Below are 18380 nucleotides of genomic sequence, written 5' to 3'. Positions count from 1 at the left end.
TCCTTTTTGAGGGGTAAATAACCTAGGGCTTAGGTGTCTTTTTTATTTATGATATTGATTATTGCGCTCTCGTCTTTGGTATCTGGCCTTTCACTATCAAACAATACACCACGGCCTCTGGCAATATCCGCATCTTCTGCTACTCGTATATGCGCCTCTAATAAAACCTTGTTTTTAAAAGTTATATTAATATCGAGTTCACCGCCTGCGTAATCGGCCAAGAGTGCTTGTAGGAGAGCTTCGCCATTTGCTTGCGCCGACAATGTAATGTTAACTTGATTAGTTTTGGCGCGTGTGGCAATTTCTAATAGGCAACCACCTCTGCCATCAACACCGCCTACCGTAATAAGCTGTTCATGCCATTTGATGCTTGACTCTTTTTTACCCGCCGACAGCAATTTAAATTCGGCAAGCGGCGTTTCATCGTTTGCTGCTTTTTGCACCGTCAGTGTTTGTGCTTGTTGCTGGAGCGCCTGTTGTTCTTTGACAAAATTTAAAAATTTATTGGCTTGTTCAATCGTGTCTTTAGGGTCAAGCTTTACCGACGCTAACTCTTCTTCTGTGGGTTCTGTTTCACCACTTAATAAATTATGAAGCTCTTGTAACTCGTCGCTTATATCTATCGTCTTCTTCATTTTCATGCCTGTAAATCGTTTATTTCAGCTATTGCGTCAAAGCAGCCTGAGCGCAGTGTTATTGTTAATTGATCTTCTTTGAGAAGTATCTTTTCTACTTTTTTTGCAAAACTTTGGAAGTAAGACCGCGGTTGCTTCTTATCAAAACCACAGCTTAATGCTAATTCATCAACGGTTTGCTTTGATGTGCCGTCGTCCCATAACATTTTTAGCAAAAATTCGCGCTGCTGTTGGTCGTCAATTTTTGATAAAACTGTATCAACAGCTCCCATAAGTTTTGGGTATATAAACGTCACTAGATTAGTGTTTAACAACCACTGTTCTGGGTGATTTTCATTTACCGACCTACTTTGTCGCTCGAGTAATTCTGTCACGTCTTTATCAGACCTTAGCTGGATAGTTTTTGAGCTAAAACGCTGAACCTCGCCAGCATTACTAATTTGCTCTGCTTGGTCTTCGAGCATGTAGTCGCGCGCTGTTTTATAACGGAAATCTTTTCTATCGCGATATAGGTCTATTTTAGATGTTTGACACATTCTAAAAAGGTAAGACCAATTGTGTTCAAATCCTTCGTCAAAAATGGGCGCCTGTTTAGTGTTAAATTTTGTATCACGAAACAATTTAATTAAAACAGTTTGTGCCACATCTTTAGCATCATCTATTGAACAACCTCTAGCTAGCAAACTACGTAACATCTTATCTGTTAACATTCGCACATAGGCATCATCGTTATACCAAAGCAAATTAAATACTCCATTTCATATTATTCCAAGGGCATCAGTAACTCCCCAACCAAACCTGGTGTAGCGATATAAGCAGCAGGAATTAATGCATAGCCGGGTAAGCCTAGTGGGCTGTTTTGGGCAAAACTTTTACCCCAGCTGTTAATAACCAAAAAGTAATCTACACCATAAAGCGATGTATATCTACACACACACATAGCATGCCCGCCTTCTTGTTTTTCAGAGGCCAGTGGAACCGGTATTAAGCCCGTTGAGTAAGCCGCATAATCACAAAAAGATTCGTACACGGCCACTGATATCGATACCGGTTGCGGACCAAGTTCAGGCATCAAGTATCCGCTAAGCGCCGCTTTTAATACGCTGACTAAGTATTCATGCTCTACCATTAAGTCAACATACGACGAAATAGCAAAAGTCGTCGCTATATCAAGATAAGGCTCAATACACTCTTCGTTTAAACACATTTCGTATGGGTATTCCGACTCTAAAACAGCCCCATGCTTGACCATAAATTCGAAGGCAAACTCTTGCCAACTGCCCTCAAGATAAGGATAACCATCAAGCATTTTGGCGCCACGATACGCAAAGCCTGGCGACAAAGCGAGTTGCACTAAAAACTCACGACTGTTAATAGATCCAAAGCCGGTACATGAGCCCAAATACTGTTGATTTCTGACATCTTGCATTAAATCGTTTAGCAAATACTCCTTAGGTAACTCGTCTTCTAAAGACTGTGCCAATTGTGATAAAGCTAATCGCTCCGACTGCGTGTTTTGACGGCGCTGCATTATAGTAGGAGAGTCTTTTGCATCGAGCACCATGCCCATAGGTGGCACGATAATTGGCCCCTTGTTATAAGCGAGGTTTCCTCGTGTAACCTTCTTCTCATATTGCATACAGTCTTCGCGCAAGGCCTTAGTTTGAATGCCGTATAATTTTGGCTGTTTAGATTCACGTCGCAAGGCCTCATTTAAGTGGGCAAAAGTGGCGATTCCTGAGCGTTTCAATGTTGCCGCGTGTTGCCGGGTTAAACTCGCAAAATTAAGTTCATCAATAGGGGTAAAAATATCTTTATTCATTGTTGTCATCCTTATTGTTTGCTTGACCCAATTGACCCTTGTTTGCATTATCCGGATTGTTTTTATTATTTTGCAGTTGTTCAAGTAAGTTATATAGCGCCACCTTGGCATTATCACTAACACTGCGTTTTGCTGCGTTAGGTATGCCGCCATAACATGTCATAGGCGGTAAGTTATGCGTAGCCGCAAAATCTTTATTATCATCGCTTTGGTAGCTTGCAAGGCATGTCCACGCTTGTCGTAACTGGTCATCGTTTAATATGGTTTGACTATTGTCTAGCTTTAGCCTGCTCAATAAAGCAATGGCAGATTGCACATCAATAACACCTTGTTTATTTAGCAATTCGATAACTTCTGCAGACAATGAGGTTTGGCTTAAAGCAGTAAAGTTTGTCATTACGCGCTCCTTTTGTTCATTAACTCAGCAAGGGTAACTTTGCCTTTTACTTGCAAAGTTGATGCTGGCTTAAATTGCTTTTTAAATTGGTGAATTTGGCGAGTTAAGCTATTTTTTAGCTTGTGTTTTACACTTTGTTTATTGAAAGATTTAAACAAACGCTGAGGCGTATTGCGGTCAAGTAAGGCAAACGAAAGAGCGTATGCCAAAGCTAGCAACATGTAGTCACCAACAGCCTTTGTAGCAAAGCCTTTTGACAATAAATACGCAGCAAATAGAGGCGTAATAGCTGTAGGAAAAGAAACCGCGACAATAAATAGCAATAGGTCGAAATCGCCTTGTCCGAAGCCGAGCCAATTCGCGAGTTCGCTTCCGTACATGAAGGTTAAAACACCTAGTACGATGCGACTCGATATTTGAAATTTGTCATGGGTTCTGTATGCCAGTAGCCCAAAAAGCCCAACAATGCCAAACAATAGGTAATACTCTACGCCGCTGGTGTCGATGTAGCCGTAAACCGTTGCGGCATGTCCTGCATGCCAAAGCGAAACAAGCAGAAACAAGGTAACCAGCAAGGTATACGAATACCGAAAGCAAGTTCCTGACGACAATATCAAGACGCCTGCAAGTAAAATTGCCATATATTTATACTCAGATACATAAGTTAACCACTGCTGCGGGCTATATTGTGGCAAATAAGACAATATTGGGTTATGCAGAAAACTATCAGCAATAAGCAACTGGGCATCGGCTTGATAGTTTGTGCCATATACCATTAACCAATCACCAAGGGCTACCTCAGCGCTTGATGAACTTAACAAAGCGACACCCGACTCTTCAAAGAGGCCATTTAAAATCAGCACACGGTACTGACTCGGAGTTGTGAGTATTTCGCTCACATATCCCACCGCAAATAATTGTTGGCTATAAAGCCAGTTCCAAAAGAGTAAGCAGGCTGCTATTACTGCAATACTGGCAGCGATTGATGCAAAATATCTGGGTTTTAATCGTGTATTTAATTTAGTCATGATTGTGTCCTATGCCATTAATGGCGTTTTATGGATGATTGGCTGGGCAGGTTCAGTGCTGCTTGGTGTTGGGCTTTCAGACGTAGCGTTGTCGCTTGGTGCAGAGCGGTTGGCTACAGCGTCACTAGCTGTGTGCAAGGATACAGTTGATAAATGCAAAGTTTGAATAAGCGAAAACGCAAGAGATTCAACAATCACTGCCATAAGTAAAGAAACAAAAGCAATAAGGTACATGTAATCAATGTTGCTTTGTGAAACGCGATTAAAAACATTCAACGACTTAGTAATAAGTGGAGAATGTATACGACCGATACCTGAATTTTGTAGATTATCTACCGTCAGTAGGGCAAGAGAATCAAGGTAGGTTTGACTCAAAGTATTGAGCTGCTTGGTGAGTTGATTACTCAAACCAACGACCTGCATATTATACTGCCTGCTAGCGGCATCAACTTCTCGTTTTTTTAAAGCTTGGGCTGCCGTTAACTTATCTTGTATTGCGCGATATTCTCTGTCGATAAAAACACCGGTGACAGAGTTTTTATCGTCCATCTCTAGGGTTAACTCAGTGTCGTATTTATCTATTTGTGGCTGATATGCCGCGTTAATTTGGGCGATGTTAGCTTCGTACTTTCTAAGTAGCTGTTGGGATAACAGCGTATTTTTTTGCTCTGTTACTTGCACTTCAGAATCGTATTGTACTTGCGCCTTTGCTTTTTGATCAGCTAATACAACGTCGATATTCGCCGACTCTAAGCTGTAAGACATGACACAAAAAGCACACATGAAAGAGTTTAAAATCAGCCCCGTTAACGCAAGGTAGTGCTTCCAGAGCTTGAGAAACCCTAAGTTTTTGTGTTCAACAATCGCCTTAAAGAGTAATAATTTTCCGGCGTTAAAGGTAAAGGCGACAACCGCAGGCCATAAATCTGCATTGACCGATGAAGTCATTTGTTGCAAGAAGTGACTATAAGCTTCAAATTCGAACTTAAAGCTTATACAGAATATTGTAAAAAGCGTGATAAAACATAAGGTCTGTTTGATTGTATGCATGTAAATCTCCTTTGAGCGATTGAAATGAACCGTCTACAAAGAGAAACGCATAGTTGGTTGTTAAAATAACAAAAAGAGGTAAATAAATTTGTGGGCTAGCTTGTTTGATTGTAATGGTCTAATTACCTTAGACACTTCGTCAGACACTTTTTACATTTCTTAACTCATATTCTACTGGGGAAATGTTACCCAGTTTGGCATGCCGCCGTTTTTGATTATAAAACGGCTCAATGTAAGCAATAATGTCGCCAATTGCCTGACTGCGACTCTCGTATCTTCGATAGTTTACCCTTTCAGATTTCAAACTTCTAAAAAATCGTTCTGTCACTGCATTATCCAAACAATTTCCTTTTCGACTCATACTCGAAATAACGTTGTGCTCAGCCATACAGCTTTGAAAGGCCTCACTCGTGTTTGAGCACCTTGGTCAGTGTGAAATACCACTGGTTGATTGGGATTGCGCTTATTTATTGCTGGTCGTAATGCCCGGGTTGTTAATTCACCATTGGGCTTATCTGAGAATGCCCAACTAATAACTTTACGTGAATACAAATCCATCACAATAGCCAAATATAACCAGCCTTGGGAGGTGCGAACATAGGTGATGTCACCAGACCAATAAGTATTTACTTTCTCAGGGTTAAATTGACGATTTAACATCGTTAGGCGCAATGACGCTTAACTTGCCATAAGTTGGGTAGCGATGTTGTTTTGGACGTTTAGCAACTAATTTTAGTTGCCGCATAAGCCGCCTGACTTTGTATCGCCCTATGTCAAATCCAAGCTCGCGTACTTCACTCAACATTCGTCTGCTACCATACGTTGCATCCATTTCTTGGTGCACGTGCTCCATAGCAGCGGTTAGCCTAACTTGTTCGGCTTTGATTGACTTCACTTTACAACGGGCATAAAACGTACTGCGTTTGACATGTAAACACCGACAAACATCACGGACTTTATGTCCAGCCTTTTTCAGCTTCAGCGCGACTTGTTGCTGACGTTCATTTCCATGGCGAAAAAGGCGGAAGCTTTTTTTAATAGGTCATTGTCGCTTTTCAACTGTTTTACTTGTGCTTCAAGTTGCTGGATTCGGCGATGCTCTTCAGTAATCGCCGTAGCTTTGGGCGTAACGCCTGATTGCTCGCCCCTATATTGTCTCATCCATCTTTGCAATGTAGATTGGCCTATATTCATCGCTTCGGCAGCATCTTTGACTCTATAGTTTTGGTGAGAACAAGCTCTGCACACTCGCGTTTAAATTCTGCTGTAAATAATCTTCTACCCATTTTAAAACCTCGTTAGTTTTGGTTATATTACCTCTAACTAGGTGTCTAGGAAAATTAGACCATTACAGTAGGCACCGCATATTTAACTGCATTGTTTGAAAGGCCTTCCATGGCTATCTCCTTAGACAAATTCTTTTTAATGTAGAACGCTAACCATCGTGCATCGTCATAACGATGAGTGCGCAACGACGCTACGAAATAGTCGTTATCTTTAATATAGCTGATGTTTTTGAAAAAATTCATTCTGAAGCGAATAAAATAATTTTGAGAGTCTTTGAATCGATATAAGTGTGTTGGAGGTACATTATTTTTCATGTCTAAACTGCCATTTTGTGACAGAGTAGCGTGACAAAGTTTTAAAAACTCCAAAACTGCGTCGCTGTAGCCCTTATTTCATAAGGGCTTTCAAGATTATTTGGCGGAGAGAGAGGGATTCGAACCCTCGAAGGGCTATTAACCCTTACACACTTTCCAGGCGTGCGCCTTCAGCCACTCAGCCATCTCTCCAAATCTTTGTAAAATAAGCTAAACGCTTACCTTAAGTGGGGCGCGTATGTTAGCAAACCACGCTTTGTATGCAAGAAAATATTGCTTTTACCATCTACTTAGCTCGCTTTTTAATCGCTGAGCAGCTTTATGCATTACCTTTGGCTTGTATTTTAAGCTGTGCAGCAAAATCTAACATTCTGTTAAGTGGCACCATGGCTTTTTTAGCCAGCGCTGGGTCAACAAAAATCTCCCGCCCTTCTGGCTCAACCAAGGCCTCTTTAACCGCTTGTAAGCCGTTCATTGCCATCCAAGGGCAATGAGCACAGCTTTTACATGTAGCGCCGTCACCGGCCGTTGGGGCTTCTAATAAGGTCTTGTTTGGTACTAGCTGTTGCATCTTGTAAAAAATGCCTCGGTCAGTTGCCACTATTAGCCTTTCGTTAGGTAATTCGCTAGCGGCTTTAATAAGCTGTGTGGTTGACCCAACAGCATCTGCCATTTCCACTACACTCGCTGGTGATTCAGGGTGCACCAAAATAGCGGCATCAGGATATAAGTGCTTGGCTTTTAAAAGCGCTTGCGCTGAAAACTCGTCATGTACAATACATTCACCATTCCACATTAGCATATCAGCACCGGTTTGCTTTTGAATGTAAGCACCTAGGTGGCGATCAGGCCCCCATATTATTTTTTTACCTTGGCTATCAAGATGCTCTACTATTTCAAGGGCAATGCTTGATGTTACTACCCAATCAGCGCGCGCTTTAACCGCAGCAGAGGTATTGGCATATACTACAACGGTATGATCAGGGTGCTCGTCACAAAACTCGCTAAACTCTTTTACTGGGCAGCCTAAATCTAATGAGCAGGTAGCTTCTAGTGTGGGCATAACTACTGATTTTTCAGGGCTAAGTATTTTTGCGGTTTCACCCATAAATTTAACGCCAGCAACCACTAGGTTTTGCGCAGCGTGGTCACGCCCGAAACGCGCCATTTCTAAAGAATCAGAAACGCAGCCGCCGGTAGCCTCAGCTAATGCTTGAATTTCAGGCTCACAATAATAATGTGCAACTAACACTGCATTTTTAGCAATCAATAAGGCTTTTATTTCTTCTACCAGCTGGCTTTGTTGAATATCGCTTAGTTTCGCAGGCTTTTTTGGAAACGGGTAATCTATTGGGGCAATTCTGTTTGCTAGTGTCATAATTGTGCTGTTACGTTAAAACTCAAAGATGTGGTTAGGGTATTATACGTTATGTCATAATAATTTCACTTAAGCAGTTCAAATATTATGATATAAATTATTATGATGGCTAATTTTTTAAACAAGCATGTGGATTGCTTGTGGTATTCAGGTTCAAGTGGTGGGTCGTGCTGGATTCGAACCAGCGACCAATTGATTAAAAGTCAACTGCTCTACCAGCTGAGCTAACGACCCTTAAACCTGAAGTTGCATTTTTATGTGTTAGCTAAAAGATGGTGGGTCGTGCTGGATTCGAACCAGCGACCAATTGATTAAAAGTCAACTGCTCTACCAGCTGAGCTAACGACCCTTATCTTTTAGTAAACAACAGTATCTGTTGCAACGGCGGCATATAATATAGAAATCGGCCGAGGGTGCAAGTACTAAATGCTTTTTTTATTACTTATTTAGTAAATAAAGTGTTGTTTGCATACAAAGTAGGCAAATGAAAAATGCAACTGGCTATTAATTAGCCAGTTGTTGTGATGCTAAACGTGCTGGTGTGCTATCAGGATATTCCTGAACCACTTTATTGAAGAATGAATTGGCCGCACTTTGGTTACCAATCGACTTTTCAATCATGCCAAGTTTTAACATAGAATCTGCGCGTTTGGGTGAATCAGTAAATTTACTCACCACTTGCTCAAACTGCTCTTTTGCTTCAGTGTAGTTTTGTTTATTAAACAATAACTGCCCTAACCAATAATGCGCGTTTGCGGTTAAATCGGAATTTGGGTATTGCGCCAAAAACGATTGAAAAGCGGGAACGGCTTTATCGTAATCTTTATCTTTTAGAATAAGATTAACGGCTGCTTGATAAGACACTTGTTCGTTTGCGCTGTTCGTACTGCTACTTGGTGTGCTGGTTGTACCGGCATCAATGCTAGCAATATCACTGGCTAAATTATTAGAGTCTTGCTGCATATTTTCAAAGCGACGATCTAGCTCCAAAAACAACTCACGCTGGCGCTCAAGTAGTTTTTCAAGCTGATGATTGTGAAGCTCTATAGAGCCGCGCATTTCATCAATATCGGTTTGTAAATCGTTAAGCTGCCCTTGCATACGCTGCTGCGATTGGGTACGTGAATCCACAATCCGCTCTAAAATAACGAGGCGGCCTTCTAGGTCATCATTTGCTAAATTAAGCGCTGATGCTTGAACCTTTGTGGTTTCAGGCGTGTTGTTGGTTGTAGTTGCATCAACAACCGGTGCTTGCCCTAGGCTAGCACCGCTTATTAATAAACAACTTACCCCAATGAGTAGTTGTTTTGACATAGGCTTAGTTATAAACCAATACACCGCGACGGTTTTGCGCCATTGCGTAATCAGATGCGCCCATTACAGCTAGTTTTTCTTCGCCGTAAGATACCACTGAAATTTGTGAAGATTTAACACCGGCAGTCGTTAGGTACTGCTGTATTTCTTTTGCTCTGCGCTCACCCAAAGCAATGTTATATTCAGGTGTACCACGGCTATCACAATGTCCCTCAATTACAATTTTCTGACTAGGGTTAGCAATTAGGAAATCAGCATGCTTAGCCAATACTGGCAAGAAATCAGATTTTACCGTTGAGCGGTCAAAATCGAAGTAAACTGTTTGTTGGCTTTTTAAAGAATCAAGCGTCTTTTTAGCCATTTCTTCTGCACGCTGTTTGCGCTCAATTGCAGCGGCTTCTGCTTGTGCTTTTTCAGCTTCAATACGAGCTTGTTCTTGCTGTTGAGCTTCTTGTGCTGCGCGAGTTGCTTCAGCTTGAAGTTCTTCTTCAGTTGGGCCTGATTGACACGCCATTAATGACGTAGCTGCTGCGGCTAAAATTAAAGAGCGTAATTTATTGTTAGTAAGCATGTTAAATCCTTATTGAGTAAAACTTATATTTATAATAAAAATGGTGACCAACTCGGCGATTTCACCTGTCCTTGCGTAGCAGGTAAAAGCGCTTTGAAACGCCCGTCTAACGACACCAGTGATAACACCTGTTTACCTTCATGAAGAGTACTATATATAATCATACTTCCATTTGGCGCAATACTGGGCGATTCGTCCAAATATGTTTTTGTAAGCACTAGCATATCACCAGTGGTTTTATGCTGTCTGGCTATATGATAATCGCCTTGCGTTCTATTTACGACTACTAAATGCGAATTATCTGGAGTTATTGACGCTCCAAGGTTCATTTCACCGTCAAAAGTTAGTCGTCTTGCACGCTTGCTTTCTAAATCTACTTGATAAATCTGAGGTTTTCCACCCCGTTCTGAGCTAAATATTAAGCTTTTTCCATCTGGAGCCCATGAAGGCTCTGTATCTATAGCTCTATTTCGAGTAATTCTATCTAGCTTTTTAGTGGCCAAATCCATTGTATAAATTTCAGGATTGCCATCTTTAGACAATACCATAGCTAGCTTTTTACCATCAGGCGAAAAAGTAGGCGCGCTGTTAATGCCAGGAAAATCAGTTACCCGCGTACGTGCCGTTGTGTAAATATCTTGAATAAATATTTGAGGACGTTTTTCTTCAAAGCTCACATAGGCAAGCTTGTTTCCATCGGGTGACCAAGCCGGTGACATCAAAGGTTCAGGTGATGATAACAATCGTGTTTCGTTCGCACCGTCATAATCTGCAATCACCAACTGGTATGGCAATGCATTCGTGGTGCGGTCGCGCACTACTATGTAAGCAATACGAGTAAGAAATGCGCCGCGTTCACCAGTTAAGCCTTCATACACAACGTCACTAATAATATGCGCGTATTGGCGGAAGTCATCGCTGGAAATAATTTTCTCACGGCTTTCAATAATGTGGTCATGGCTAAGCACTAGTTTACCGTCAACTAATGACTTTGATTCTCCGCCCGTTATTTGCGCGCGCAAAATGTCGATTAATGAAAAGCTCACTTTGTACTGATCTAAGCCTACCGGCTCAACACTACCGATTAAAACAGTATCAATGCCCTTTTTAGCCCACGCTGCATAATCTACATCTTGATCTTCCGATGGAAATTGCGGCATGCTCGACAGTCCAACGGGGCTGAATTTTCCACTTCTTTGCAAATCGTTACTAATAACGCTTGATAAATTTTCAGGCAATACCGTATCGCCCGTCCAGCGAAAAGGAACTACGGCTATGGGGCGAGCATTATTCATTCCTTCGGTGATGATAATGTCAAGAGACGTTTGCGCTAGGGTCATAAATGAACTGGCTAACAGCAATACAGTTACGCTAATATTTCGATACATGTGTCGCATTTTCGTTATTGTCATTAAAGCTCTACTATAATATTAAGGTTTTTCATTTTCTCAAACACTAGTGGATCAGATGATACTGGTAGTGTACTTGGCCTAAGCACAGCAGTTTGAGCAGCTCTGCATAAGGCATCATTTCCTTCCAGTGCTTTCACTTCAAGCACTAATCCATTAGACGCCAATTTTACATTTAGTTTGCATTTTTTGCCTTTAAATCCACCATCGGAGTTTAAATTCCTCATAATGGTTTGCGTAATTAAAGACTGATACTTTTCTAATTCAGTCATTACTTTACGATTTTGAGCTGCTTGCATAGCCTGCTGCTCACGTTCAAGCTGCTCGGCCATTTCTTGCGCTAACTGCTCTTGCATTGCTTCTTGCTGCGCGCGTTGCTCTGCAATTTCTTGCTCTTTTTGCCTTTCACGCTCAAGCGCGTTTAATCTTTCTTGCTCCGCTTCCACGCGTTCTTGTTCTTTCTGAGCCTCTTGCTCACGTTTTTTACGCGCGTTTTCGGCTTTGCGCAATCTATCACGCTCTTTTTCTTTTTCACGTATAGCATCTTGTTGCCGTTTTCTAGCTGCCGCTTGTGCTTGTGCTTTTTCGCGTTTGTTTTGTTCAATAACGTTACTATCAACAAAAGTCGCTTGTACTATTTCTTGCACCGGTTGCGCTGAAGCTTGGGCTTGCGATGCAAATTCTAATGGTTTTGATGAAAAATTAAAACTGACCAAAAGTGCCAGCAAAAGAAGCCCGTGTAGTAACGCTGATTTAACAATAGATGCGCGAAAGAAATCACTAGTATTAGCATCACCTTCTTTTGCTGTATTTTTTACAGCTTTGTTACTCGAACTGCTTTGGGCTCGTTTATTCTCACTTTTTTTGTCATTGCCCTTGGGCACTTGATCACTCAACATATATCTTGTTTATATCACTTATGACTGTTCGTTAGGATCAGTCATTAAGCCAACAGAGGGAACACCCGCTCGCTGAAGTAAGACCATTAAATCAATTACTTTCTCATAACTCACTTTACCGTCGCCATTAACAACTACTGGCGTGGTGGGCGAAACCGAAAGCCGTGTTTTTACAATGTCAGCAATGGCTTGCGCGCTCATAGCACTTGAAGGGTCATCCCCTACGTTTAAGTAATATAGGCCTTGGGCATCTACTGAAACAATCATCATTGCTTCGTCTTCAGATTCTATGGTTTGAGCCTCGGCTTTAGGCAAATCAACTTTTACCCCTTGCGTAACAAGCGGCGCTGTTGCCATAAAAATTACGAGCAGCACCAGCATTACATCAATATATGGCACAACATTAATTTCAGAAACCGGTTTGCGGCGTTTACGAATAAACATGCTTAGCCTCTATTCGCAATGCTTTGGCGATGCAAAATAGCTGAAAACTCTTCCATAAAGTTACCATAGGTATTTTCAATTTTTTCTACCTTAGTGCTAAATCGGTTATAGGCAATTACCGCAGGAATAGCAGCAAACAAACCAATAGCTGTGGCGATTAAGGCTTCTGCAATACCCGGAGCAACCATTTGCAATGTTGCCTGTTTCACTTGGCCTAATGCTATAAACGCAGTCATGATTCCCCAAACGGTTCCTAGCAAACCAATATAGGGTGATATTGAACCTACGGTAGCTAAAAATGGTAAGCGTTGTTCTAGCTCATCTACTTCACGTGACATGGCTACCCGCATGGCCCGGTACGTTCCATCAGCAATAGATTCTGGCACTGAAGATGAAGCTTTGCGTAAACGCACATATTCTTTAAAACCCGAGCAGAATATAAGAGAGCAGCCGCTTAAATCGGGCTTGTTTGCTAAATCTGAATACAAGGTATTTAAGTCGGCACCTGACCAAAAGGTTTCTTCAAAATTTTCTACCTCTTGGGTTGCGCGCTTTAGTGCAGCGCCACGTTGAAATATATATGTCCAACTAACAACCGATGCTGTTAATAATAACAACATAATAAATTGTACAACCAAACTCGCTTCTAAGAACAAATGTAATACTGACATCTCAGTGGCCACTGCGCATTTCCTTTAATATTGTTGATGGTATTGCTATAGGTTTATTGGTGCTTGTATTAACGCATGCTACTTTCACAGTAGCCCTTACAAGTACTTTACCCTCATGTAAAATAGATTGCTCAAACACTAAACTCGCTCGTTTAATTGTAATGACTTCACAACTCACGCTCAACATATCATCTAATTTAGCACTATGCTGAAAGCGTATATTCATGTCTATGACGACAAAACCCAAGGATTGTTCCAACAAATTATGCTGATTCACCCCGAGTGACCTAACCCACTCGGTTCTGGCTCTCTCCATAAATTTCAAATAGTTAGCGTGATAAACAATCCCGCCCGCGTCTGTATCTTCGTAATAAACACGCAAATTTATATTATATTTATTCATGCTTTTCAATGTGAATATTCTTTAACCGTTGTTAATAAATTGATATGAACCACTCTAAATGGTGGGTTGCGACATTTCCACCATACCAATCGCATTAATTTTACTAATGTAAAATTTAAATTTTATTGTCTTGTGAAAAAGGTAAAAAAACATAGAATACGCACATACAAATTAACCACCGCGTTTTTTTGTTCTTTTTCATGGATTCCCTTCCGTTGATTATACTTATAGCCCGTGCTTTGCACGGGTTTTTTTTTAGCTAAGATTTAATATCAAAGCCTAAGTGCAAATAGGCATTATCAGTGGCTATACGCCCGCGTGGCGTACGCTGTAAATAACCTTGCTGAATCAAAAAAGGCTCTATCACATCTTCTATTGTTTCTTTTTCTTCGCCTATGGCTGCGGCTACGTTTTCAAGCCCCACAGGCCCGCCATCAAACTTTTCAATAATAGATAGCAGTAGTTTTCTATCCATTAAATCAAAACCCAGTTTATCAACGTCAAGCATATCTAATGCAGCGGCCGCTATACTTGCAGAAACCTCACCTTTTGCTTTTACTTGAGCGTAATCTCTTACCCTTCTTAGCAATCTATTTGCAATACGCGGAGTGCCGCGAGAGCGTTTAGCGATTTCAAGTGCGCCCTCTTGATTCATATCCATATTTAAGTGCTTTGCACTTCGTTCAATAATACGGGTTAAATCTTCTACTTTATAAAATTCTAGGCGCTGAGTTATGCCAAAACGATCACGCAATGGTGATGTAAGCGAGCCCGCTCGTGTGGTTGCACCAATAAGCGTAAATGGAGGTAACTCTAACTTAATAGAGCGCGCTGCTGGGCCTTCACCAATCATAATATCTAACTGGTAATCTTCCATGGCAGGATATAGTACTTCTTCAACCACAGGGCTTAAACGATGTATTTCATCAATAAACAATACGTCGTTTTCTTCTAAGTTAGTTAACAGTGCGGCTAAATCCCCAGCTTTTTCAAGTACTGGGCCTGAGGTGGTTTTAATGCTCACATTCATTTCATTGGCCACAATATTGGCCAATGTGGTTTTACCCAAACCAGGCGGACCAAAAATGAGTAAGTGATCAAGCGCATCTTCGCGAGCGCGCGCAGCTTGAATAAAAATTTCCATTTGATCACATACCGCTTGTTGGCCAGCATAATCAGCTAACATTTTTGGGCGTATGGCACGGTCTACCGCAGCGTCATCATTTTGTTCTTCTGGCCGTAGTATGCTGTCGGCTTCAATCATAAATATCTCTTCACATTAGGTATTCGCCAATATTGGCAAATAGCGTTATACCATTGATTTTAATGCGTCTCTAATAAGTTGCTCACTGCTGGCATTGTCGCTGGCCACTTTCTTTATTACGCTTTCGGCTTGCGAACGTTTGTAACCTAGCGCAAGTAGTGCACTTATGGCTTCATCTTTCGCGCTCATGGTTTCGCTGAGTATTGCTTGCTTGGCGTTTTCGCCACTTAAGGGCGTTGGCATGCTAGGAGTTGCATCTAGTTCATTTAGCTTATCTTTAAGCTCTACCACTAAACGCTCTGCAGTCTTTTTACCTACCCCTGGCATTTTTACTAACGCAGTTATATCTTCATGCATCACTGCCTGAACAAATTGCCCAGCAGACATACCCGATAAAATAGTACAAGCCAATTTAGGCCCTACTCCATTTGCTTTAATTAATACGCGAAACAAACTTCTTTCATTGCGCTCAGTAAATCCAAACAACAATTGGGCGTCTTCACGCACCACAAAGTGGGTGAATAACGTCACGCTCTGATTAACTTCAGGTAAGGCGTAAAAGCTCGTCATGGGAAGTTGTATTTCGTATCCTACGCCAGCTACGTCTAATACTATTTCAGGTGGAATTTTTTCTACTATAATGCCATGTAGTCGTGCAATCATATCGTTATTATTTTCGCTAACACTTATTATGTGCTTATTGTAAACGTCGTCTGACCGTTTTAGTAGCACTACCTGCCATTTTAATCATACTTTGTTCGGTATGAAGATGACATAAAGCAACAGCAAGTGCGTCGGCAGCATCTGCTTGAGGGGTTTTGTTTAATTTTAGCAAGTGAGTCACCATGTGCTGAACTTGGGTTTTATCAGCACTGCCCTTGCCCACAACGGATTGTTTGATTTGCCTTGCGGAGTATTCAAACACGGGTAAATCAACACAGGTAGCGGCCACAATAGCGGCTCCCCTTGCTTGGCCTAATTTTAAGGCTGAGTCAGGGTTTTTTGCCATAAAGACTTGTTCAATCGCAAAGGTAGTGGGCTGAAACTGCTTGATGATTTCACTTACGCCATCAAATACGTTCTTCAGCCGTTTTGCCAGGCTTTCGTCCATCACGCGAATACAGCCACTGCCCAAATAAACAGTGCTCTTCCCTTTTATGCCTATTACGCCATAGCCGGTTACTCGTGAGCCTGGGTCAATACCTAAGATTATTTGCATGGTAGCTCGGGAATAAATTGTTGAATCGCTTCTTTATTCGACTTCGACCATACCTTCTGTATAGCCGCTTGCTTGGTTAACCAAACGTAGTCTAAATGTTCGGTCAGGCTTACTTTTAAATGTGATGATACTTGTGCGCAAAACACGTATTCAAAATTACGCGTGATCCCCGGCGCGTATCTATGGCGCCAATCTTCTCGAATAGTGTACTGATTCACCCTCCTGCAATCTTGCAGTGCTTGTGTGCCATGCAAATCAATACCGGTTTCTTCTTTTAACTCACGAAGTGCAGTTTGAATGGGGGTTTCGTCATGCTCCATTGAGCCGGTGACTGACTGCCAAAAACTAGGGTCATCAATGCGCTGCAACACTAACACCTGATGATGCTCGTTATAAACTACAACAAGCACCGATTCAGGTCGTTTAAAAGGTTCGCTAATAGAGTTCAATATTGAATGCTTAGTCCTTGTCGGCCTTCGCTAAGGTCGCAATTGACAACTCTTTTAATTGCTCTGGATTAGCGAATCCAGGCGCACCTGTTAGTGGGCATGCCGCTGTCGTTGTTTTCGGGAAAGCCATAACATCACGTATTGAATCTGCACCTACCATTAGCATAACTAAGCGGTCTAAACCGAATGCTAAGCCAGCATGTGGTGGCGTACCATATTTTAAGGCTTCTAGTAAGAAACCAAATTTCTCTTGTGCTTCTTTTTCTTCTATTCCTAAAAGTTCAAACACAGTCGCTTGCATTTCCATATTGTGAATACGTACTGAACCACCGCCTAACTCAACCCCATTAAGGACCATGTCATATGCGTTTGAAAGTGCTTTAGTGGGCGCATCTTTCAGTGCTTGTATATCACTTGAACTTGGAGCGGTAAATGGATGATGCAGTGCATACAATCGGCCATCGGCCTCTTCAAACATTGGGAAGTCTACTACCCACAATGGTTTCCACTCGCCTTCTAACAACTCTAAATCATTGCCTAGTTTTATGCGCAATGCACCAAGGGCTTCGGTCACAGTTGTGTAGTCACCAGCCCCAAACATTAAAATATCACCGTCTTTCGCTTTGCTTGCACTTAATATGGCGGCAATGGCGGTGTCATCTAAAAATTTAAGAATTGGGCTTTGTAAGCCTTCGTTGCCTTTAGATAAATCATTTACTTTTATCCATGCTAAGCCTTTCGCACCGTATACACCTACAAACTCTGCGTATTGGTCAATTTGCTTGCGTGATAAACTTGCTCCGCCAGGTACGCATATTGTTGCTACACGGCCTTTTTCGTCATTCGCTGGGCCACTGAATACTTTAAATTCAATATGCTTAAGCGCATCGGCCACATCTACTATTTCTAGCGGGTTGCGTAAATCAGGTTTGTCGCTACCAAAGCGCGTCATTGCCTCGTCATAGGTCATATGCGGGAATTCACCCAAATCTACATTAAGCATTTTTTGGAACAAATCACGTACTAGTTTTTCGGTAATCGCCATTACGCCATCAGCATCTAAAAACGAGGTTTCAATATCTATTTGCGTAAATTCTGGTTGGCGATCAGCACGTAAATCTTCGTCTCTGAAACATTTTACTATTTGATAATATTTATCCATGCCGCTCATCATCAATAATTGCTTAAACAATTGTGGTGATTGTGGCAAGGCAAAAAACTCGCCTTTATGTGTACGGCTAGGCACTAAGTAATCACGGGCGCCTTCAGGCGTCGCTTTAGTTAGAATAGGTGTTTCAATATCAAGAAAATCGTTATCTTCCAAGAAACGTCTTACCGCTGCAGTGACTTTTGAGCGAAACACAAGGCGTTCGGTCATTACCGGGCGGCGCAAATCTAAATAGCGATACTTTAAGCGCTGCTCTTCACTGTTTTCTTGATTCCAATCTAGCGGTAACGCGGGGGCTTTGTTAATAATAGATACCGACTTAGCTAAAATTTCAATTTCACCCGTGCGCATATCTTTATTTATTTGTGATTCAGGGCGAGCACGCACTTTTCCGCTAATTTCAATACAAAATTCATTACGTACCGATGATGCAGTTGAAAACGCGTCAGCTGTGTCTGGGTCTACCACTACTTGCACCACACCTTCGCGATCACGTAAATCAATGAATACTACTCCACCTAAATCTCTACGTTTATTCACCCAACCATACAGGGTAACGGTTTGTTCAAGGTAACGAGTATCTATTCTTCCACAGTAATCAGTGCGCATGCATCTAGCCTTTTATATCGAGAGTCTATAATTGTTGTTATTGCCAAAC

General features: G+C 41.6%; 24 protein-coding genes and 3 tRNA genes. All 27 read right to left on the bottom strand.

What is annotated here, in order from left to right:
- Positions 1–29: 29 nt before the first annotated feature.
- Positions 30–635 (bottom strand): hypothetical protein, encoded by a 606-nt coding sequence (locus ACOI22_RS00535; protein WP_420669131.1) that lies wholly within the window; start codon positions 633–635, stop codon positions 30–32.
- Positions 636–637: 2 nt separating this feature from the next.
- Positions 638–1378 carry a hypothetical protein gene (locus tag ACOI22_RS00530; RefSeq protein WP_420669129.1) on the bottom strand — a complete coding sequence of 247 codons (741 nt, stop codon included), beginning with the start codon at positions 1376–1378 and terminating at the stop codon, positions 638–640.
- Positions 1379–1398: 20 nt separating this feature from the next.
- Positions 1399–2457, bottom strand: coding sequence for a C1 family peptidase (locus tag ACOI22_RS00525; RefSeq protein ID WP_420669127.1), 1059 nt, complete (start codon positions 2455–2457; stop codon positions 1399–1401).
- Positions 2450–2854: a hypothetical protein gene (locus ACOI22_RS00520; protein WP_420669125.1), complete on the bottom strand. Its 405-nt coding sequence runs from the start codon at positions 2852–2854 to the stop codon at positions 2450–2452. Before ACOI22_RS00520 ends, ACOI22_RS00525 begins: the two co-directional genes overlap by 8 nt.
- The gene (locus ACOI22_RS00515) at positions 2854–3882 is read right to left on the bottom strand and encodes a hypothetical protein (RefSeq protein ID WP_420669123.1); all 1029 of its coding nucleotides are present in this window, start codon (positions 3880–3882) and stop codon (positions 2854–2856) included. Before ACOI22_RS00515 ends, ACOI22_RS00520 begins: the two co-directional genes overlap by 1 nt.
- A gap of 9 nt (positions 3883–3891) precedes the next feature.
- On the bottom strand, positions 3892–4932 hold the full coding sequence (locus ACOI22_RS00510; protein ID WP_420669121.1) for a hypothetical protein: 1041 nt from the start codon (positions 4930–4932) through the stop codon (positions 3892–3894).
- A 139-nt stretch (positions 4933–5071) separates the two neighbouring features.
- Positions 5072–5293, bottom strand: a complete 222-nt coding sequence (locus tag ACOI22_RS00505) for an IS3 family transposase (RefSeq protein WP_420669119.1) — start codon at positions 5291–5293, stop codon at positions 5072–5074.
- The gene (locus tag ACOI22_RS00500) at positions 5290–5592 is read right to left on the bottom strand and encodes a transposase (RefSeq protein ID WP_420669117.1); all 303 of its coding nucleotides are present in this window, start codon (positions 5590–5592) and stop codon (positions 5290–5292) included. The genes ACOI22_RS00505 and ACOI22_RS00500 overlap by 4 nt, the downstream gene beginning before the upstream one ends.
- Positions 5573–5827, bottom strand: a complete 255-nt coding sequence (locus tag ACOI22_RS00495) for an IS3 family transposase (RefSeq protein ID WP_420669115.1) — start codon at positions 5825–5827, stop codon at positions 5573–5575. Before ACOI22_RS00495 ends, ACOI22_RS00500 begins: the two co-directional genes overlap by 20 nt.
- 83 nt (positions 5828–5910) lie before the next feature.
- A complete protein-coding gene (locus ACOI22_RS00490) occupies positions 5911–6180 on the bottom strand; it encodes a transposase (protein WP_420669113.1) in 270 nt (89 codons plus the stop codon).
- Positions 6181–6272: 92 nt separating this feature from the next.
- Entirely contained in the window at positions 6273–6533 is a 261-nt protein-coding gene (locus ACOI22_RS00485; protein WP_420669111.1) for a hypothetical protein, read from the bottom strand.
- 101 nt (positions 6534–6634) lie between these two features.
- Positions 6635–6725: transfer RNA gene (locus ACOI22_RS00480), tRNA-Ser, on the bottom strand.
- Between the two features lie 127 nt (positions 6726–6852).
- A complete protein-coding gene (nadA, locus tag ACOI22_RS00475; protein WP_420669109.1) occupies positions 6853–7911 on the bottom strand; it encodes a quinolinate synthase NadA in 1059 nt (352 codons plus the stop codon).
- A gap of 158 nt (positions 7912–8069) precedes the next feature.
- Positions 8070–8145: transfer RNA gene (locus ACOI22_RS00470), tRNA-Lys, on the bottom strand.
- 39 nt (positions 8146–8184) lie between these two features.
- Positions 8185–8260: transfer RNA gene (locus tag ACOI22_RS00465), tRNA-Lys, on the bottom strand.
- A gap of 155 nt (positions 8261–8415) precedes the next feature.
- Complete coding sequence (gene ybgF, locus ACOI22_RS00460; protein ID WP_420669107.1) at positions 8416–9225, bottom strand: tol-pal system protein YbgF; 810 nt, start codon at positions 9223–9225, stop codon at positions 8416–8418.
- Positions 9226–9229: 4 nt separating this feature from the next.
- Positions 9230–9796, bottom strand: a complete 567-nt coding sequence (gene pal, locus ACOI22_RS00455) for a peptidoglycan-associated lipoprotein Pal (RefSeq protein ID WP_420669105.1) — start codon at positions 9794–9796, stop codon at positions 9230–9232.
- A 29-nt stretch (positions 9797–9825) separates the two neighbouring features.
- Positions 9826–11184 (bottom strand): Tol-Pal system beta propeller repeat protein TolB, encoded by a 1359-nt coding sequence (gene tolB / locus ACOI22_RS00450; protein ID WP_420672282.1) that lies wholly within the window; start codon positions 11182–11184, stop codon positions 9826–9828.
- A gap of 23 nt (positions 11185–11207) precedes the next feature.
- Complete coding sequence (tolA, locus tag ACOI22_RS00445) at positions 11208–12104, bottom strand: cell envelope integrity protein TolA (protein WP_420669103.1); 897 nt, start codon at positions 12102–12104, stop codon at positions 11208–11210.
- An 18-nt stretch (positions 12105–12122) separates the two neighbouring features.
- A complete protein-coding gene (gene tolR / locus ACOI22_RS00440; RefSeq protein ID WP_420669101.1) occupies positions 12123–12548 on the bottom strand; it encodes a protein TolR in 426 nt (141 codons plus the stop codon).
- Positions 12549–12550: 2 nt separating this feature from the next.
- Positions 12551–13231, bottom strand: a complete 681-nt coding sequence (tolQ, locus tag ACOI22_RS00435; protein ID WP_420669099.1) for a protein TolQ — start codon at positions 13229–13231, stop codon at positions 12551–12553.
- The gene (gene ybgC / locus ACOI22_RS00430; RefSeq protein WP_420669097.1) at positions 13221–13622 is read right to left on the bottom strand and encodes a tol-pal system-associated acyl-CoA thioesterase; all 402 of its coding nucleotides are present in this window, start codon (positions 13620–13622) and stop codon (positions 13221–13223) included. The genes tolQ and ybgC overlap by 11 nt, the downstream gene beginning before the upstream one ends.
- Before the next feature lie 259 nt (positions 13623–13881).
- Positions 13882–14886: a Holliday junction branch migration DNA helicase RuvB gene (gene ruvB, locus ACOI22_RS00425; protein ID WP_420669095.1), complete on the bottom strand. Its 1005-nt coding sequence runs from the start codon at positions 14884–14886 to the stop codon at positions 13882–13884.
- Positions 14887–14931: 45 nt separating this feature from the next.
- Positions 14932–15549, bottom strand: coding sequence for a Holliday junction branch migration protein RuvA (gene ruvA / locus ACOI22_RS00420; protein WP_420672281.1), 618 nt, complete (start codon positions 15547–15549; stop codon positions 14932–14934).
- Positions 15550–15583: 34 nt separating this feature from the next.
- On the bottom strand, positions 15584–16105 hold the full coding sequence (gene ruvC, locus ACOI22_RS00415; protein WP_420669093.1) for a crossover junction endodeoxyribonuclease RuvC: 522 nt from the start codon (positions 16103–16105) through the stop codon (positions 15584–15586).
- Entirely contained in the window at positions 16096–16545 is a 450-nt protein-coding gene (gene nudB / locus ACOI22_RS00410; RefSeq protein WP_420672280.1) for a dihydroneopterin triphosphate diphosphatase, read from the bottom strand. Before nudB ends, ruvC begins: the two co-directional genes overlap by 10 nt.
- 19 nt (positions 16546–16564) lie before the next feature.
- Positions 16565–18331, bottom strand: coding sequence for an aspartate--tRNA ligase (gene aspS / locus ACOI22_RS00405; protein ID WP_420669091.1), 1767 nt, complete (start codon positions 18329–18331; stop codon positions 16565–16567).
- Positions 18332–18380: the final 49 nt, after the last annotated feature.

The sequence above is a fragment of the Glaciecola sp. 2405UD65-10 genome, from assembly GCF_048820975.1.
Classification (GTDB): Bacteria; Pseudomonadota; Gammaproteobacteria; order Enterobacterales; family Alteromonadaceae; genus Glaciecola.
The sequence above is the reverse complement of the archived record's forward strand: the minus strand, read 5'-3'. Positions and strand labels throughout refer to the sequence as shown.

Bases quoted from the DNA above. Each gene is read 5' to 3' on its own strand.
- ACOI22_RS00515 (WP_420669123.1), bottom strand. From the start codon at position 3,882: ATGACTAAATTAAATACACGATTAAAACCCAGATATTTTGCATCAATC.
- tolA (WP_420669103.1), bottom strand. From the start codon at position 12,104: ATGTTGAGTGATCAAGTGCCCAAGGGCAATGACAAAAAAAGTGAGAAT.
- ACOI22_RS00505 (WP_420669119.1), bottom strand. From the start codon at position 5,293: ATGAGTCGAAAAGGAAATTGTTTGGATAATGCAGTGACAGAACGATTT.
- ACOI22_RS00520 (WP_420669125.1), bottom strand. From the start codon at position 2,854: ATGACAAACTTTACTGCTTTAAGCCAAACCTCATTGTCTGCAGAAGTT.
- ACOI22_RS00510 (WP_420669121.1), bottom strand. From the start codon at position 4,932: ATGCATACAATCAAACAGACCTTATGTTTTATCACGCTTTTTACAATA.
- tolB (WP_420672282.1), bottom strand. From the start codon at position 11,184: ATGTATCGAAATATTAGCGTAACTGTATTGCTGTTAGCCAGTTCATTT.
- ruvB (WP_420669095.1), bottom strand. From the start codon at position 14,886: ATGATTGAAGCCGACAGCATACTACGGCCAGAAGAACAAAATGATGAC.
- ACOI22_RS00525 (WP_420669127.1), bottom strand. From the start codon at position 2,457: ATGAATAAAGATATTTTTACCCCTATTGATGAACTTAATTTTGCGAGT.
- ybgF (WP_420669107.1), bottom strand. From the start codon at position 9,225: ATGTCAAAACAACTACTCATTGGGGTAAGTTGTTTATTAATAAGCGGT.
- ACOI22_RS00485 (WP_420669111.1), bottom strand. From the start codon at position 6,533: ATGAAAAATAATGTACCTCCAACACACTTATATCGATTCAAAGACTCT.
- ruvA (WP_420672281.1), bottom strand. From the start codon at position 15,549: ATGATTGCACGACTACATGGCATTATAGTAGAAAAAATTCCACCTGAA.
- ybgC (WP_420669097.1), bottom strand. From the start codon at position 13,622: ATGAATAAATATAATATAAATTTGCGTGTTTATTACGAAGATACAGAC.
- nadA (WP_420669109.1), bottom strand. From the start codon at position 7,911: ATGACACTAGCAAACAGAATTGCCCCAATAGATTACCCGTTTCCAAAA.
- ACOI22_RS00500 (WP_420669117.1), bottom strand. From the start codon at position 5,592: ATGTTAAATCGTCAATTTAACCCTGAGAAAGTAAATACTTATTGGTCT.
- pal (WP_420669105.1), bottom strand. From the start codon at position 9,796: ATGCTTACTAACAATAAATTACGCTCTTTAATTTTAGCCGCAGCAGCT.
- aspS (WP_420669091.1), bottom strand. From the start codon at position 18,331: ATGCGCACTGATTACTGTGGAAGAATAGATACTCGTTACCTTGAACAA.
- tolR (WP_420669101.1), bottom strand. From the start codon at position 12,548: ATGTTTATTCGTAAACGCCGCAAACCGGTTTCTGAAATTAATGTTGTG.
- ACOI22_RS00535 (WP_420669131.1), bottom strand. From the start codon at position 635: ATGAAGAAGACGATAGATATAAGCGACGAGTTACAAGAGCTTCATAAT.
- ruvC (WP_420669093.1), bottom strand. From the start codon at position 16,105: ATGCAAATAATCTTAGGTATTGACCCAGGCTCACGAGTAACCGGCTAT.